The 15,246-nt window shown below is 73.0% G+C and carries 13 protein-coding genes; 4 read left to right on the top strand and 9 right to left on the bottom strand.

The genetic code is table 11. The features are described 5' to 3' along the window. Nucleotides 1-251: 251 nt before the first annotated feature. Genes ACWCXC_RS00950 through ACWCXC_RS00940 form a run of 3 tightly spaced genes read right to left on the bottom strand, consistent with a single transcriptional unit; the run spans nucleotide 252 to nucleotide 3,567 of the window. Entirely contained in the window at nucleotides 252-1,199 is a 948-nt protein-coding gene (locus ACWCXC_RS00950) for an acyl-CoA dehydrogenase family protein (protein ID WP_450885791.1), read from the bottom strand. Nucleotides 1,200-1,206: 7 nt separating this feature from the next. Then, nucleotides 1,207-2,364, bottom strand: coding sequence for an acyl-CoA dehydrogenase (locus ACWCXC_RS00945; protein ID WP_450680907.1), 1,158 nt, complete (start codon nucleotides 2,362-2,364; stop codon nucleotides 1,207-1,209). A 9-nt stretch (nucleotides 2,365-2,373) separates the two neighbouring features. After that, entirely contained in the window at nucleotides 2,374-3,567 is a 1,194-nt protein-coding gene (locus ACWCXC_RS00940; protein ID WP_450680906.1) for an amidohydrolase family protein, read from the bottom strand. Between the two features lie 142 nt (nucleotides 3,568-3,709). Between ACWCXC_RS00940 and ACWCXC_RS00935 the strand changes: the two genes are divergently transcribed. Further along, a complete protein-coding gene (locus ACWCXC_RS00935; protein WP_450885788.1) occupies nucleotides 3,710-5,248 on the top strand; it encodes a class I adenylate-forming enzyme family protein in 1,539 nt (512 codons plus the stop codon). 493 nt (nucleotides 5,249-5,741) lie between these two features. Here ACWCXC_RS00935 and ACWCXC_RS00930 read toward each other — a convergent pair whose 3' ends face one another. Both ACWCXC_RS00930 and ACWCXC_RS00925 read right to left on the bottom strand, forming a co-directional pair. Further along, nucleotides 5,742-6,260: an EF-hand domain-containing protein gene (locus ACWCXC_RS00930; RefSeq protein ID WP_450680904.1), complete on the bottom strand. Its 519-nt coding sequence runs from the start codon at nucleotides 6,258-6,260 to the stop codon at nucleotides 5,742-5,744. Nucleotides 6,261-6,354: 94 nt separating this feature from the next. Then, a complete protein-coding gene (locus ACWCXC_RS00925) occupies nucleotides 6,355-6,729 on the bottom strand; it encodes an STAS domain-containing protein (RefSeq protein WP_450680903.1) in 375 nt (124 codons plus the stop codon). Between the two features lie 303 nt (nucleotides 6,730-7,032). Here ACWCXC_RS00925 and ACWCXC_RS00920 point away from each other — a divergent pair, with 303 nt between their 5' ends. Together ACWCXC_RS00920 and ACWCXC_RS00915 are read left to right on the top strand one after the other, a co-directional pair. Beyond that, nucleotides 7,033-7,629, top strand: coding sequence for an RNA polymerase sigma factor (locus ACWCXC_RS00920; RefSeq protein ID WP_450680902.1), 597 nt, complete (start codon nucleotides 7,033-7,035; stop codon nucleotides 7,627-7,629). Beyond that, nucleotides 7,626-9,062 carry a zf-HC2 domain-containing protein gene (locus tag ACWCXC_RS00915; protein WP_450885785.1) on the top strand — a complete coding sequence of 479 codons (1,437 nt, stop codon included), beginning with the start codon at nucleotides 7,626-7,628 and terminating at the stop codon, nucleotides 9,060-9,062. Before ACWCXC_RS00920 ends, ACWCXC_RS00915 begins: the two co-directional genes overlap by 4 nt. A gap of 6 nt (nucleotides 9,063-9,068) precedes the next feature. Here the strand turns inward: ACWCXC_RS00915 and purU are convergent, their stop codons facing one another. Continuing rightward, a complete protein-coding gene (gene purU, locus ACWCXC_RS00910) occupies nucleotides 9,069-9,947 on the bottom strand; it encodes a formyltetrahydrofolate deformylase (RefSeq protein WP_450680900.1) in 879 nt (292 codons plus the stop codon). 28 nt (nucleotides 9,948-9,975) lie between these two features. Next, the gene (locus tag ACWCXC_RS00905; protein ID WP_450886382.1) at nucleotides 9,976-10,422 is read right to left on the bottom strand and encodes an SCO4402 family protein; all 447 of its coding nucleotides are present in this window, start codon (nucleotides 10,420-10,422) and stop codon (nucleotides 9,976-9,978) included. 174 nt (nucleotides 10,423-10,596) lie between these two features. Between ACWCXC_RS00905 and ACWCXC_RS00900 the strand changes: the two genes are divergently transcribed. Further along, nucleotides 10,597-11,877 carry an ABC transporter substrate-binding protein gene (locus tag ACWCXC_RS00900; protein WP_450885783.1) on the top strand — a complete coding sequence of 427 codons (1,281 nt, stop codon included), beginning with the start codon at nucleotides 10,597-10,599 and terminating at the stop codon, nucleotides 11,875-11,877. A 34-nt stretch (nucleotides 11,878-11,911) separates the two neighbouring features. Here the strand turns inward: ACWCXC_RS00900 and ACWCXC_RS00895 are convergent, their stop codons facing one another. Together ACWCXC_RS00895 and ACWCXC_RS00890 are read right to left on the bottom strand one after the other, a co-directional pair. After that, nucleotides 11,912-13,396: a hypothetical protein gene (locus ACWCXC_RS00895; RefSeq protein WP_450885781.1), complete on the bottom strand. Its 1,485-nt coding sequence runs from the start codon at nucleotides 13,394-13,396 to the stop codon at nucleotides 11,912-11,914. A 178-nt stretch (nucleotides 13,397-13,574) separates the two neighbouring features. Beyond that, complete coding sequence (locus ACWCXC_RS00890) at nucleotides 13,575-14,957, bottom strand: transcriptional regulator (RefSeq protein ID WP_450680897.1); 1,383 nt, start codon at nucleotides 14,955-14,957, stop codon at nucleotides 13,575-13,577. Between the last annotated feature and the right edge of the window lie 289 nt (nucleotides 14,958-15,246).

Genomic DNA, 15,246 nt, shown 5'->3' with positions numbered 1-15,246 from the left:
CTGCGGATCACGAGCAGGGCACCTCTCGCGAACCGGAGTCACCGCACAGGCGACAACCGGATCGTCAGGTTCCAGAACCACTCGCATCCATCGGAGCGTACCCGAGCCGACGGCGACTGCGGCCCGTGACGAATCACGCAAAGGACACAAGCCGGTATCGACGCTTACCGACTGCACTGAGTCACTGCGCAGAGTGAACCTCATGGGTCCATCGCGTCACATACGTTCACCAGCCACCCACCCGTACCGATTCAGGCCAGATCGGCCGCCAGCAGTTCCTCCGCCCCGGCCGCGTCGAGCCACTCCCCGGACCGCAGCCAGGCCCGCTTGAGCCGCAGATGGACATCGGACTCCCAGGTGAAGCCCATACCGCCGTGCACCTGGAGGCAGTCGCGGGCATTGCCCACCGCCGCCTCGTCGGCCAGCAGCTTGGCCCCGGCCGCCTCCACCGGATCGCCGGTCACGGCCGCCGCGTAGACCGCCGCGCGAGCCGGACCGGAGCGCAGGAGCTGCCCGGCGCAGAGGTGCTTCACCGCCTGGAAGGACCCGATGGGCGCCCCGAACTGCTCACGGTCCCGGGCGTGCCGGACCGCCTCCTCCAGGCTCCGCTCCGCGTTGCCGACCTGTTCGGCCCCCGCCAGCAGCGCCCCCTCGTAGCGCAGCCGCTCCCCGCCCTCCAGCGGCTCGCCCGCCACCCCGGACAGCTCCGGCAGCCGCCACAGCGGTGTCGCCGGATCGAGTGAACGCACAGGACGGGCCTCGTCCACCAGCCGCCGCAGTCCGGCGCCCGTCACCAGCCGGGTCCGCTCCCCGTCCAGGACGAGCAGCGCGTCGGCGTCCGCCAGATGCGCCACCGGCCGCCCCGGCTCGGCGAGCGCCACCACGGCCTCCCCCTCGGCCGCGCCCTTCACCGCCCCGGCGGCCAGCAGGGTCGCCGCGAGCGGTCCCGGCAGCAGCGCCCGCCCGATCTCCTCGAACAGGAGTACGCATTCTGGGAGGCCGAGTCCGACCCCGCCCGCCGCCTCCGGCAGCCGCAGCGCGAAGAACCCGGCCTCGCCCAGCTCCCGCCACAGCGCCCGGTCCACACCCCCGCCGCCGTCGTGCGCCTCCCGCATCCGGTCGCGGCCGAACCGCCCGGCGAGCAGGTCCCGTATCCCCGCCCGCAGGGCCCGCTGGTCCTCCGAGAGCTGGAAGTCCACCGTCCGCTCACCGCCCCTTCGGCAGGCCGAGGATCCGCTCGGCGATGATGTTCCGCTGGATCTGCGAGGTGCCCGCCGCGATCGTGTAGGAGAGCGAGGAGAGCCGGTCCCGCACCCATTCCCGGTCCAGGTCGAGGGCGTCGCCCGCGCCGAGCACCTCGGCCGCCGCCTCGTACAGCTCCTGGCGGGCGTGCGAGTAGCGCAGCTTGAAGACCGAGCCGCCGGTCCCGGGCACCCCGCCGCTCGCCTGCGCCTCGCTGACGTTCCACTGCGTGAGCCGCCACAGCGCCCGGAACTCGGCGTTGAGCCTGCCCAGCCTGCGGCGCAGCACCGGATCGTCCCAGCGGCCGGTGCGGCGGGCCTCGGCGGCCAGGGCGTCCAGGGTGCGGCGGCAGGCGACGACCTCGCCGACGAACGCGGTGCCGCGTTCGAAGGAGAGCGTGACCATGGTGACCCGCCAGCCGTCGTTCTCCGCGCCGACCCGGTGCGCGGCCGGCACCCGCACCTCGTCGAGGAAGACCTCCGCGAACTCGGCCGTCCCGGCCAGCGTGCGCAGCGGCCGCACGGTGATGCCGGGGCTGTCCATCCGCAGGGCGAGCCAGCTGATCCCCCGGTGCCGGGGGGCGCCGGGGTCCGTCCGCACCAGCAGTTCGCACCAGTCGGCGACCTCCGCGTGCGAGGTCCAGATCTTGCTTCCGCTGACCACGTAGTCGTCGCCGTCGCGGACCGCCCGGGTCCGCAGCGAGGCCAGGTCCGAGCCCGCGTCCGGCTCGCTGAAGCCCTGGCACCACATCTCGTCCCCGCGCAGCACCGGCGGCAGCCAGCGGGCGCGCTGCTCGGCGGTGCCCTCGGCGGCGATGGTCGGCCCGGCGTGCAGCAGCCCGACGAAGTTCGCGCCGACGTAGGGGGCCCCGGCCCGTTCGGTCTCCTCCAGGAAGATCAGGTGCTGGGTGGGGGTGGCGCCCCGGCCGCCGGCGTCCTTCGGCCAGTGCAGGCCCGCGTAGCCGGCGTCGTACAGCAGCCGCTGCCAGCCGGCGTCGTACGCCCGGCGCCCCGGCCAGTCGGCGGGGTCCGGTCGCGGCGGCAGTCCGGGGAGCACCGAGCCCAGCCACTCCCTCAGCCGCGCCCGGAACGCTTCCTCCTCCTCGGTGTACGCGAGGTCCATGACGACCGCCTACTTGTCGAGGTCCAGGCCGAGCATCCGGATCGCGTTCCCGCGCATCAGTTTGTAGACGGTCTCGTCGTCCAGCCCCTTGACGTGGTCGAGCGCGACCTCCCTGGTGTGCGGGAAGGTCGAGTCCACGTGCGGGTAGTCCGTCTCGAACGTGGCGTTGTCGCGCCCGACGACGTCGAGCGAGGCGATGCCGTGCTTGTCGCGGAAGAAGCAGCAGAACATCTGCCGGTAGTAGTACGTGGACGGCGGCTCGGGGATCAGATCGCGCACCCCGCCCCAGGCCCGGTGCTCCTCCCACACGTCGTCCGCGCGCTCCAGGGCGTACGGGATCCAGCCCATCTGGCCCTCGCTGTACGCGAGCGTGAGCCGCGGGAACTTCACCAGGACGCCGCTGAAGAGGAAGTCCATCATCGAGGCCATCGCGTTGTTGAAGGAGAGCGATGCCTGGACGGCGGGCGGGGCGTCCGGGGAGGCGGCCGGCATCTGCGAGCTGGAGCCGATGTGCATGTTCACGACCGTGCCGGTCTCCTGGCAGACGGCGAAGAACGGGTCCCAGTAGCCGGAGTGGATCGACGGCAGGCCCAGGTGGGTGGGGATCTCCGAGAACGTCACCGCCCGCACCCCGCGCGCCGCGTTCCGCCGGATCTCCGCGACGGCCAGGTCGATGTCCCAGAGCGGGATGATGCACAGCGGGATCAGCCGGCCGCCGCTGTCCCCGCACCACTCCTCGACCATCCAGTCGTTGTAGGCGCGCACACAGGCGAGCGCGACCTCCTTGTCGTGCGCCTCGGCGAAGGTCTGCCCGCAGAACCGGGGGAAGGTGGGGAAGCAGAGGCTCGCCTCGACGTGGTTGAGGTCCATGTCCTTCAGCCGCTCCACCGGGTCCCAGCAGCCCCGCCGCATCTCCGCCCGGGTGATCCCCTCCAGCGTCATGTCGTCCCGGTCGAACCCGACCGCCGCGATGTTGCGCTTGTACGGGAACTTCAGGTCCTCGTAGATCCACCAGTCGGCCGGAGGCCCGTCCGGGTCCATCGTGATGACGTACTTGCCGCCCACGTACTCCAGCTCGCCGATGCCCGCCGTCAGGGGCTGCGGGCCGCGCTCGCGGTACTTGGCGGGCAGCCAGGCCGAGAAGAGGTGCGGGGGCTCGATCACATGGTCGTCGACGCTGACGATCCGAGGCAGTTCCGTCATGGTGTCCCCTCCGGCGCACATTTCTGATGACCCGTCAGATTGACGTCGCCCTCAGGCTAGCCCCGCACCCCTGGACCGACAAGGCGCATCGCTCTACGCTCTGCGCACGATCTGACTACCCGTCAGCTGTGAGGGGTTCGCCGTGAACGAGACCGCACACGCCCTGGGTGCATCGGGCACCTTCTGGGAACTGATCGAACGCCGGGCCGCCCTGAGCCCGGACCGGGCCTTCCTGATCCAGGGCGACCGCACGCTCACCTTCGGCGGTCTCCGCGACCGCGCCGAACGCGTGGCCGCCGGGCTGTACGGCCTGGGCGTGCGCCCCGGCACGGTCGTCGCCTGGCAGTTGCCCACCCGCCTGGAGACGGCCCTGCTCTCCTTCGCGCTGGCCCGGATCGGGGCGGTGCAGACGCCCGTCATCCCCTTCTACCGCGACCGCGAAGTCGGCTTCGCGCTCCGCGAGTCGAAGGCCGAGTTCTTCGCCGTGCCGGGGGTCTGGCGCGGCTTCGACCACACGGCGATGGCCGCCCGCGTCGGCGCGGTCCTCGACCGCCCGCCGCACGTCTTCGAGGCGTACGACACCCTTCCGGACGGCGACCCCGCGATCCTGCCGCCGGCACCCTCCGACGGCACGGCGGTGCGCTGGATCTACTGGACCTCCGGCACCACGTCCGACCCCAAGGGCGTCCTGCACACCGACCGCAGCCTCATCGCCGGAGGCGCCTGCCTGGCCCACGCGCTGCACCTGTCCCCGGACGACGTCGGCTCCATGGCCTTCCCCTTCGCCCATGTCGCCGGGCCCGACTACTCCGTGATGCTGCTCCTGTACGGCTTCCCCGCCGTCCTGTTCGAGCACTTCACGATGGCCGACGCGGTGCCGGAGTACCGGCGCCACGGCGTGACGGTCGCCGGCGGCTCCACGGCCTTCTACTCCATGTTCCTCACCGAGCAGCGCAAGGACCCCGGCACCCCGCTGATCCCCACCCTCCGGCTGCTGGCCGGCGGCGGGGCGCCGAAGCCGCCGGAGATCTACCACGCGGTGGTCCGTGAGATGGGCGTCCAGCTCACCCACGGCTACGGAATGACCGAGGTCCCCATGATCACGATGGGCGCCCCCGACGACACCCCCGAGCACCTGGCCGAGACCGAGGGCCGCCCGCCGTCCGGCATGGAGGTCCGGATCACGGACGAGGACGGCAAGCAGGTGCCGTACGGCACGGACGGCGAGGTCCGGCTGCGGGGCGAGGCGGTCTGCCAGGGGTATCTGGGGGCGCCCTCCCCCTTCGACGAGGACGGCTTCCTCGTCACCGGCGACGTCGGACACGTGCTCCCCAGCGGGCACGTCGTCCTGACCGGACGCCTCAAGGACATCATCATCCGCAAGGGCGAGAACATCTCCGCGAAGGAGATCGAGGACCTGCTCGCCCGCCATCCCGCCGTCGGCGACGCGGCGGTGATCGGCCTCCCCGACGAGACGCGCGGCGAACGCGTCTGCGCGGTCGTGGAGCAGCCGGCGGGGGCGGCCCCGCTCACCCTTCCCGGCCTCACCGCCTACCTCCGGGGCGAGGGGCTCTCCGTCCACAAGCTCCCCGAGCAGTTGGAGGTCGTGGACGCCCTGCCGCGCAACGAGACGCTCCGCAAGGTGCTGAAGTATCGGTTGCGGGAGCGGTTCGGGGGGTGACGGGGTGCCCGTGGGGCGCGGGGCCCCCGCGTGCGGGGTTCCGTCCTCAAGCGCCGGACGGGCTGGGTGGGTGCGGGTTTCCCGTGGGAGTGCGCCCCTGCCCGGTGGGTGGGGGTCCGGGGTCCCTCCGGGGCGTCTCCTCAAACGACGAACGTGCGGGCACCACGTATACGTACCCCGGTCTGTGTTCGTCGTTCTGCGGGGACTCCCCTGCACGCCCCCGGACCCGGCCGGTTCTGCGTCTGCGGCCCGGGATTCGCCGGCGGGGGGCGGTAACCGGCGGGGCGCGTTCGTGGGCCTCGGGTTCCACCGGGGGGTAAGACGCCCGACGGCCGGGTGGGGGCGCGCAGGGGAGTCCCCGCAGGAAATGGCGTACGACCCGGGTCCCTTGCGTACCCGGGTGCACACGCCATTTCTGAGGAGTCTCCCCGGAGGGGCACCACCCCCACCCACCGGACAGAGGGGCACCCGCCCCGGGCCGGAGGGCGCCCGCCTACTCCGGTGCGATCACCGTGAAGTACGCGGCGAACGCCGTCACCACGTCGGCCTCGGTGACGCGGCCGTCGGTGTCGGGGTCGAGGGCCCCGGCGGCGACGGCGGCGGTGTCGACGGGGGCGCCGAGGACGCGGAGGGCGCGTTCGACGGAGGCGACGGAGGCGGTGCCGCTGTTGTCGTGGTCGGCGACCGCGAGCGCGGCGCGGAGGAAGGGGCGGGCGATCTCCGCGAAGCGCTCGGGGTTGTCGCGGAGGCGTTTGACCGCACCGCCCACGAACTCCTCGCGGGTGACCCGCTGGTCCCCGTCCACGTCGGCGATGCCCGCGAGCCCCTGCCAGAACGCCTCGGCCCCGCTGTAGAGGGCCTGGCCCTTGTCGCAGCGGGCCGTGGTGCCGAATTCGGTGAGCAGCCGCGCCGCGGCGGCGTTGAAGTCCGCGCGATCGATGTATCCGTTGCCGTCCTGGTCGAAGGCGGCGAAGCGGAAGGCGATCTTGCGCTCGTACTCTGCGCTGTCCATGCGGGGAGCGTACGACGCCCGCAGGCGTCACGTGTCACTTACGCGCGTCACCGCGGTGACAACCCGGTACCGGTACGGGCCGCGAGGGGCGCGATCAGGCCGAAAGGGGCTGGGAGCCGCCGTCGACGGCGGCGTCGCAGTCGGGGTAGACGTCGAACAGGCGGCGGACGCCGAGCGCCGCGAGCACCCGGTTGACGTGCGAGCCGTCCTCGGCGCCCCGGGCGGGCAGGATGAGCCGGAGCCGGCCGCCGCAGGAGCGCATCAGGCGGCGGGAGGCGATGAGGACGCCGACGCCGCTGGAGTCGCAGAAGAAGACCTCGGAGAGGTCGAGCACGACGTCGTGGCGGCCGACGGCGACCGCGTCGTGCACGGACTGCCGGACCGTGGGTGAGGTCACCAGGTCGAGTTCGCCGCGCATGCGCAGCACGGTCCACCCGCCCTGCTCGGTCGCGGCCACTTTCAGTGTCACGTGACGGGCCTCTCGTTCCGGGGAATCCCATTGATCCGGAAGTTTCCGTTCCCCCTCGCGGCTGCCCCGGCTCACCCTCCATGAAACACCGCGCCCTGTCCGAGGGCCCAGAACCGTTTCGGGCATAAATGATCACTTCCCGTCTGATTCCGTTGCCAGGTGGGCCCCATTCCCTACCATCCGGGGCGCCCGCGGGGACGTACTTGCCGTAAAGGGACGTGCTCGGTCAGCGTTGCGGACTACATTCGACGGGACGAGGGGTACCGGGCCGGCGCGCCCGACGGCAACAGGGCTGGGGGTCGCATGGCCAAAAACGCACCACCCCGCTGGGACCGCACGATGCAGCAGCGTCTGGCCCGCGGCGAGGCGGCGGCCCTCGGCGAGCTGTACGACCGGTTCGCCGCCCTCGTCCACAGCCAGGCCAGCCGGATGCTGGACGACGAGGACGCCGCGGACCTCGTCACCCGCGAGGTGTTCGGGTACGTGTGGGAGAACCCCGACGCCTACGACCCCAAGCAGGGCTCGATGCGCGCCTGGGTCGCCCGGCTCACGCACCGCCAGTCCGTGCGGCGGCTGCGCGACGCCGCGGCCGGCCCCGAGGACGACGGGGACGACGGCCCCTACGGCTCCGCCGGGGCGGTCGACGTGGAGGAGCGGGTGCGCCGGGCCACCGCCGCGGCCCGCGCCGACTACATCGTCGCGTCCATGCCGGCCTCGCTCCGGGCCGCTCTGGAGCTGGCGTACATCCAGCGCCGGGACTACCGGCAGACGTCGGCGGACCTGGGCGTCACCGAGGACGAGGCGCGCCGCCGGCTCCGGCTGGGGCTCCAGTTGCTGTCCACCGCCCGTTCCCGGCCGCTGGAGGGCTCCTCGCCCCCGGGATACGGAAGGGCGCTGTGAGCGACGAGACCAGCGGGCACGGCACCGGCGGCCGGGAGGGGGCGGGGCGCGACGACGAGGTGCGGGGCGCCCCGCGCATACCGGGCCCCCGGACCGCGGCCGACGATCTCGACGCGGGCCGGCTCGCGCGGCCGGTGCTTCCGGCCGGGCCTCCTCCGGACGGCGGCGGGGCCGGTGGCGGGGACGACGAGGACGGGGACGAGGACGAAGAAGAGGAATCGGACGCGGAGGTAGGGGAAGAAGGAACGGGCGTGGATGTGTCGGAGCGGGCTCCGAGGGGCGACGGGTCACCGCCGCCCCCGCCTCGCCTGCCGCACCGCGTGCTGAAGGCCCTCCTCGGCGCCTGGGCGCTGGCCGCCTGCTCGGCCGAGGAGACCGGGGCCGTGGAGGCGCACCTCACGGAGTGCGCGCCCTGCGCGGACGAGGCGCTGCGGCTGCGCGACGCGGTCGGCCTGCTGCACACCGACCGCTCCCTGGACCTCGATCCGACGCTGCGGGCCCGGGTGCTGGAGAACTGCCTGAGCCGCAGGCCCGCCAAGATCCCGCTGCCGGAGTGGGCCGCCCCGTACGACGCGGAGACGGCCCGGCTCGACGCGCTGCTGCGCGACATCGGCGGCTCCGAGTGGCACGCGCCGGTGCGGCTGAAGTGGTTCGAGGGCGAGAGCCGGGTCAGCCGCAAGACGACGGTGGCCGGGGTGATCGGCCATCTGACCGCGGTCGACGGGCTGGTCAGCACGGCGCTGGACCTGGACGATCCGCTGGGCGCGGGCCTCGGGGAGGAGCCGGGCCCGGACGGCGGGCCGCCGCTGTCACCGGCCGGGCGCACCGAGGCGTACTGGTCGTCGGCCGGCCGCCCGCTCACCCGGGCGGTGCGCGAGCCGTGGCGGGTGCAGAGTCACACGCTGATCCGCACGGTGTCCTTCGCGGGGCGCGGCGTCTCGGACCTGTCGGTCTCGTACGGCGGGTTCGCGCTGCCGCTCCAGGACGCGATGCTGGACCGGGCCTTCGAGTGCTGGCTGCACGCGGGGGACATCGCGGAGGCGGTGGACTATCCGTACGAGGCGCCGGCCGCCGCGCATCTCCACCGGATGATCGACCTGGCGGCGCGGCTGCTTCCGGCCGCGCTGGCCGTGCGCCGTCAGGCAGGGCTCGCCGCTCCGGCCCGGCGGCTGGTGACGGCCGGGTCGCCGGGGCGTTCACTGCATCTGGAGGTGGAGGGGTCGGGCGGCGGGAACTGGTACATCCCGCTGGACTCCCCCGCCGCCCTCGGCTCCGCCGAGCACACCGTGGCGCAGGTCGCCCTGGACGGGGTGGAGTTCTGCCAGCTGGTGGCGGGGCACGTACCGCCCGTGGAGGCGGCCGCCGGTCAGAGCGGGGACCGCGAGGCGGTCCGGGACGTGCTCTTCGCGGCGGCGTCGCTCAGCCGGCTGTGAGTCCGCTCACGCGAAGACCACCGTACGGCGGCCGTTGAGCAGGATGCGGCGCTCGGCGTGCCATTTGACCGCGCGGGCCAGGGCCTGGCACTCGACGTCGCGGCCGATGGCGACCAGCTGGTCGGGGGTGACGCCGTGGCCGACGCGCTCGACCTCCTGCTCGATGATCGGGCCCTCGTCGAGGTCGGCGGTGACGTAGTGCGCGGTCGCGCCGATGAGCTTCACGCCGCGGGCGTGGGCCTGGTGGTAGGGCTTGGCGCCCTTGAAGCTCGGCAGGAACGAGTGGTGGATGTTGATGATCCGGCCGCTGAGCTGCTTGCAGAGGTCGTCGGAGAGGACCTGCATGTAGCGGGCGAGGACGACCAGTTCCACGTTCTCCTCGCGGACCAGTTCCAGCAGCTCGGCCTCGGCCTGCGGCTTGTTCTCCCTGGTGACCGGGATGTGCCGGAACGGTACGTCGTACGAGGCGACGAGTTCGGCGAAGTCCGTGTGGTTGGAGACGACGGCGGCGATCTCGACCGGCAGGGCGCCGATCCGGGACCGGAAGAGCAGGTCGTTGAGGCAGTGGCCGAACTTGCTGACCATGAGCACGATCCGCATGCGCTCCGCGGAGTGGTGGATCTGCCAGTCCATGGCGAAGGAGTCGCCGATCGCGGCGAAGCTCGCCCGCAGCTTGTCCACCGTCACCGGGCTGACCGCCGAGAAGTGGACGCGCATGAAGAAGAGACCCGTGTCGTGGTCCCCGAACTGCTGGCTGTCCTCGATGTTGCAGCCGGTCATGAAGAGGTAGCTCGACACGGCGTGCACGATGCCCTGTTTGTCCGGGCAGGAGAGAGTGAGGACGTACTGCTCGGGGACGGTGTCGGCGGGCTTCGGCTCGGTCATCCCCGTAGCGTGCCACACCCTCCGGGGATCAGGCGGATCTGGTCAGGATGCGGAGGACGTCCAGCGAACGCGGGGGCGTGTCCGCGTCCTCGCCGTCGTTGGTGGCGAGGAGGACATGGGCGTCGCGGGCGGCCCGGACGGCCTCCGGCCAGCCGTGGTGCTCCATGTAGGCGGAGACGGGGGCGTCCGCGCCGACCTGGTGCATGATGCGCAGCACCCGGAGCACGGCGGTGTCGACGAGGGCGGCCTCGGCGGTGTCGCGGAAGATCGTTCCGACGTACTTCTCGGCGGACCAGTTGTCGAGCCAGGTGTCCTCGACCAGGCGGTACACGGCGTCGGTGACGTCGCCGTATCCCTCCCGGCCGGCCAGCCAGCACTCGTGGTGGAAGACGGGGTCGGAGAGCATGTGCAGCGCCGAGCGCACGTTGCTGCGCCAGCGCCACCACGGAAGGTCGTTGAGCGGCATGCCGCCCATGGTGGAGGAGCGACGGCCGCGACGGGAAGAGTTCTCGGAACCTTGCTGCACGGTTGTCGATCGTACGTTCCCCTCATCACCCGCCGGAGGGCCCCCTGTAATTCACCCCGGCGTCACCGTGCGTTGAACGCGGCACACTCCGGCGTTACCCGGCGGCCGGAAGTGTCTGTGTCCATGACCGGACGGCGACGCTCCCTTCTTCCCCGCCCCCTCGGACTGCTCACCGGCGCGGTGGCGGCGGGGGCCTTGCTGGTGACCGGTTGCGGTGTGCTCCCTGGGGCATCGGGGGGCTCCAGGGAGCCCGTCACCGTCATGACGTGGGCGCCCGGTGACGCCTCCGGCCCGGAGGCCGACACCATGGCGGGCATGACGGCGATGGCGCAGACGTACGCCCGCTGGATCAACGGCGAGGGCGGCATCGACGGCCACACACTGCGCGTGGTCACCTGTGACGAACGGGACACCTCGGTCGGCGCGGGCACCTGCGCGCGCCGGGCCGTCAAGGAGAAGGCCGTCGCGGTCGTCGGCTCCTACAGCCGCCACGGCCGCGCCTTCATGGCCCCGCTCGAAGTCGCCGGAATCCCCTACATAGGCGGGTACGGGGCGTCCGATGAGGAGTTCCGCAGCTATACGTCCTACCCGGTGACGGGCGGGCAGTCGGCGCTCATGGCGGGCAACGCCAAGCAGTTGGCCCGCACCTGCGAGCGGGTCTCCCTGGTCCGCCCCGACACACTGGGCGGCGACGGTCTGGCCTGGCTGCTGCACACCGGGCTGTCCGAGACCCGCGAGCACGCCCCCGTCGACGTCCGGACGGCCGAGGACACGACGTCCTACGACGCGCCGGCCAGCCGGGCGCTGAGCGGGGCGGGCACGCGCGGCGGCTGTGTGACGGCCGTGCTCGGGGAGCGCACGGAGACCTTCTTCGACGCGTTCCGGCGGCTGGAGCCGTCGGACGGTTCGGTCCGGGTCTCCTCGGTCCTCGGCAGCATCGGCCAGCCGCTCATCGACCGCACCGGTGGCCGGAACAGCCCGTTCGAGGGGGCATACGTCACCGGCTGGTACCCGGCGCCGGGCGACGCCCGCTGGAACACCATGCGCACGGTGATCGGTGAGCACGCCTTCGGCGACAACAGCATCGACCCGGACGACACCGGGGTGCAGACGACCTGGATCGCGTACACCGTGCTGAAGTCGCTGGTCGAGTCGCTGCACACCTCGGAGATCACCGCCGGCAAGGTCACCAAGGCGCTCAACGAGGGCACCCCCGTCGACACCGGCGGCCTCACGCCCGAACTGCGCTGGCGCTACGAGGACATGATCGGCTCGGACTCGTACCCGAGGATCGTCAACAGCAAGGTGACGTTCCAAGTGGTGCGCGACGGGCGGCTCGTCGCGGACAAGAAGGGCTTCGTGGACGTGGCGGAGACCCTGTCCGACGCCAGCGCGACCGGCTGAGACCCGCGGCGGGTCCCAGCCGGGCCGCGCCCGCTCACAGCGCGGTCGCGGCGCGCTTCGTCAGTCCGTACGTGGTCGCGATCGCGTTCCACAGGGCGGCCGCCTGCTGCTTGGCCTTGGTCGCCTCACCGCTCTGCGCGTTCGCCTGCCGGTAGTGCGAGGTCGGCCGGGCCTTGCCGTGCTTGCAGACCTTCTTGCTCTTGGCCTGCGCCGCCCAGCCCGCGTAGTGGTCGTCCGCCGAGGCGGACGCCTGCCACGCCTTGGTGAGGGCGGCGTTCAGCTGGGCGTGCTGGGGCAGTTTGTCGATCGTCAGGGCCTGGAGCCGGGTGACCAGATCGCGGCGCTGCTGGGCGGCGCCCTTGAGATCCGCCACGGCCTTGTCGAGGTCCGTGCAGTTCTTGGCCTTCTCCACGGCGCCGATGACGGCGGCCCGGCTGTTGTTGCTGTCGGCGAGCAGCTTGTCCAGCGCCTCGGCCTGCGGCTTCGCCGGATCGGCCGCCGGTTCCGACGAGGTCTTCGCGGCGGGCGAACTCGCCGCCGCCACCGGCTGCTTGGCGTCCTTGTCCTCGTCGCCCCCGCCGCCGCTCATCAGCGCGCCGGCGCCGAGCCCGATCACGGCGCAGCCGACCACGACCGCGGCGATCAACGGGACGTGCGCGGAGCGCTTGCGCGGGGCGTCGTCCATGCCGTCCCGGCCCTGGCCGTAGTCGGGGCCGGAGTAGGGCGGTTCCTGGTGGTAGCCCTGCTGCGGCGGACCGCCGTGGTACGGCGGCTGCTGCGCCGGGTCGAAGCGGGGGATCTGCTGGGTGGCGCCGGCCGGTTCGTCGTCGCGGAAGAGGTTGTCGAACTCGGCGGGCGGCTGCCGGTCACCGGGCTCGCCCGGCCGGATGCCGTACGGGGCGCCGCCGGGCACCGGGGGTATGTACTGCGTCGCGTCGGCGTCCTGGCCGCCGGGCGGCGCCTGGTGCGCGGCGGGCCGCCGGTCCTGCGGCCTGACGCGGCCGAGCATCGTGGTCGACTCCGACGGGCTCTCCGGCGGCAGCCCGCCCGGTCCGGGCCCGGCCGGGATCGGCGCGATGTACTGCGTCGCCTCGGCGTCACCGCCGGCCCCGGCCTCGGGCGGCAGCGGCTGGGCATAGCTCTGCGGCTGCTGGTGCGGCGCGGGCTGCTGATGCTGCGGTGACCCGGGCTGCTGGTGGTGCTGCGGGGCGGGGGGCGTCTGGCCGTACGGTGACGGCTGCCCCTGCCCGTAGGTGCCGTGCTGCGGCGGCTGCTGCCCGTACTGCGGGGGCTGCGGCTGTCCGTACGCGCCCTGCGGCGCGCCCTGTGCCGGACCGCCCTGGGGCGGTGTCCGCGGCCCCCAGGGCTGCCCCCACGGCTGGCCGCCCGCCGGGGCCGCCCCGTCCGCCGCTCCCCCTGGCGCCCAGGGCTCGCCGCCGCCCGCGGGCAGCACGACGCCCTCGTGCGCGGATCGTACAGCAGGGAGCTGCTGCTCGTCACCCTGTCCGCTCTGTGTCACCGGGGACTCCTACGTGGTCAACCTATGGAATCGTCGGCTCACGCTATCGGGTGGTCGCCGCCGTTCGCCAAGCGCGGGTGAGGGGTCACCATCCCTTCACAGGCGCTGTCACGCACGGCGGCCCCGGGACGCGGGTGGGAGGGCCGACGGATCCGGCGGCGCGAGGAGCCCCGTCCGGTCAGGCCGCCAGGAGTTCCAGCCGGGCCCCGAACTCCCGTACCGCGGGCTCGTCCCCGTACGGCACCAGCCGCTGCTGGAGGTCGTCCAGATACTCCGCGCCCCGGCTGGAGCGCACCGTGGCCAGCAGCTCCATCGCCCGGGTCCCGGTGTGGCATGCCTGCTCCACCTCGCGCAACTGCACCTGGGCCGCGGCGAGCAGCGCCAGTCCGATGCCCCGGCGGCGGGTCCGGGACTCCGGGAGCCCGCCCAGGGCCTCCTTCGCCCGGCGCGCGGCCGCCTCGGCCTGGCCGAGGTCGCGGTGGCAGTGCGCCAGCTCGTCCGCCAGGTAGGCGTGGTCGAAGTGGCCGATCCAGTCGGGATCGTCGCCGCTCTCCGGGTCCGCCTGCTCCAGCGCCGTCAACGCCCGGCCCGCGACCAGCTGGGTGGTGCGGGCGTCCCCGAGCAGGGCGTGCCCGCGCGCCTCCGCCGCGTAGAACATCGCCTCGGCCCGGGGCGTGACCCGGCCGCGCGCCCCCTCCTGCGCCGCCCTGGCGAGCTGGGAGATCTCCCGGGGGTTGCCGAGCTGGGCGGCGAGGTGGCTCATCGAGGCGGCCAGCACATAGCCGCCGTAGGCGCGGTCGTCCGCGGCCTGCGCCAGGCGCAGGGCCTGGATGTAGTAGCGCTGGGCCAGACCGGGCTGGCCCGTGTCGATCGCCATGTACCCGGCGAGTTCGGTGAGCCGGGCGACCGCGGCGAACAGCGCCCGCCCGGTCGATTCGCGGTAGGCCCCCGAGAGCAGCCCGGAGACCACGCTGTTCAGGTAGTGCACGAGGACCGGCCGGACGTGGCCGCTGCCGAAGCGGTGGTCCAGGTCGACCAGGGCGGCCGTGGTGGCCCGCACGGCCTCCACGTCCGACATCCCGACCCGGGAGCCTGCCGCCCGCGCGACCTGGGGGTCGGCGCCGGTGATCAGCCAGTCGCGGCTGGGCTCGACGAGCGCCGAGGAGGCGACGGCGGAGCCGGACAGGAAGTCGCGGCGGCCGACGTCGCTGCGCCACAGCTCGCAGACCTGCTCGATCGCCCCGATCACCGTCGGGGCGAACTGGAGGCCGACGCCGGAGGCGAGGTTCTTGCCGTTGGCCATCCCGATCTCGTCGATCGTGACCGTACGGCCGAGCTTGCGGCCGAGCGCCTCGGCGATGATGCCCGGGGCCCGGCCGCGCGGCTGCTGTCCGCGCAGCCAGCGGGCCACGGAGGTCTTGTCGTAGCGCAGGTCGAGTCCGCGTTCGGCCCCGACCATGTTGACGCGGCGGGCGAGGCCCGCGTTGGAGCATCCGGCTTCCTGAATGAGCGCCTGGAGCCGTTCGTTCGGCTGGCGTGCGACGAGAGGCCTGGCTGCCATGTATCTCCCCCTGAGGCCGCAGTGATCGGTGAGCGGATCACTGCCCGACATGTGTCCGAGAAATGCGCCGATTCATCGTGTTGGTCACTTTCATCGCATCTCTTGCGCTTTCTCCCGGCACGCACCCTAAGATGCTGAGCCCACTGTGCCGGATCTCCGGTAGGTGCTACCCGCCCGCCGCCACCGCCCCTCCCGCGCGCCCCCGCCCGTGCATCGGTGCGCCCTGTGTGCGGACACGGACCCCCGAACCGCTCCGGTACGCCCGTAACCCCGAGCGCTGGCCACAGTT

The sequence above is a fragment of the Streptomyces sp. NPDC001515 genome, assembly GCF_053597115.1.
Note: the sequence above shows the minus strand (reverse complement) of the source record. Positions and strands in the feature narration are given on the sequence as shown.

Coding starts and splice junctions, on each gene's coding strand:
- ACWCXC_RS00940 (WP_450680906.1), bottom strand. CDS start 3,567: ATGACGGAACTGCCTCGGATCGTCAGCGTCGACGACCATGTGATCGAG.
- ACWCXC_RS00920 (WP_450680902.1), top strand. CDS start 7,033: ATGGCCAAAAACGCACCACCCCGCTGGGACCGCACGATGCAGCAGCGT.
- ACWCXC_RS00900 (WP_450885783.1), top strand. CDS start 10,597: ATGACCGGACGGCGACGCTCCCTTCTTCCCCGCCCCCTCGGACTGCTC.
- ACWCXC_RS00930 (WP_450680904.1), bottom strand. CDS start 6,260: ATGGACAGCGCAGAGTACGAGCGCAAGATCGCCTTCCGCTTCGCCGCC.
- ACWCXC_RS00890 (WP_450680897.1), bottom strand. CDS start 14,957: ATGGCAGCCAGGCCTCTCGTCGCACGCCAGCCGAACGAACGGCTCCAG.
- ACWCXC_RS00905 (WP_450886382.1), bottom strand. CDS start 10,422: ATGGGCGGCATGCCGCTCAACGACCTTCCGTGGTGGCGCTGGCGCAGC.
- purU (WP_450680900.1), bottom strand. CDS start 9,947: ATGACCGAGCCGAAGCCCGCCGACACCGTCCCCGAGCAGTACGTCCTC.
- ACWCXC_RS00945 (WP_450680907.1), bottom strand. CDS start 2,364: ATGGACCTCGCGTACACCGAGGAGGAGGAAGCGTTCCGGGCGCGGCTG.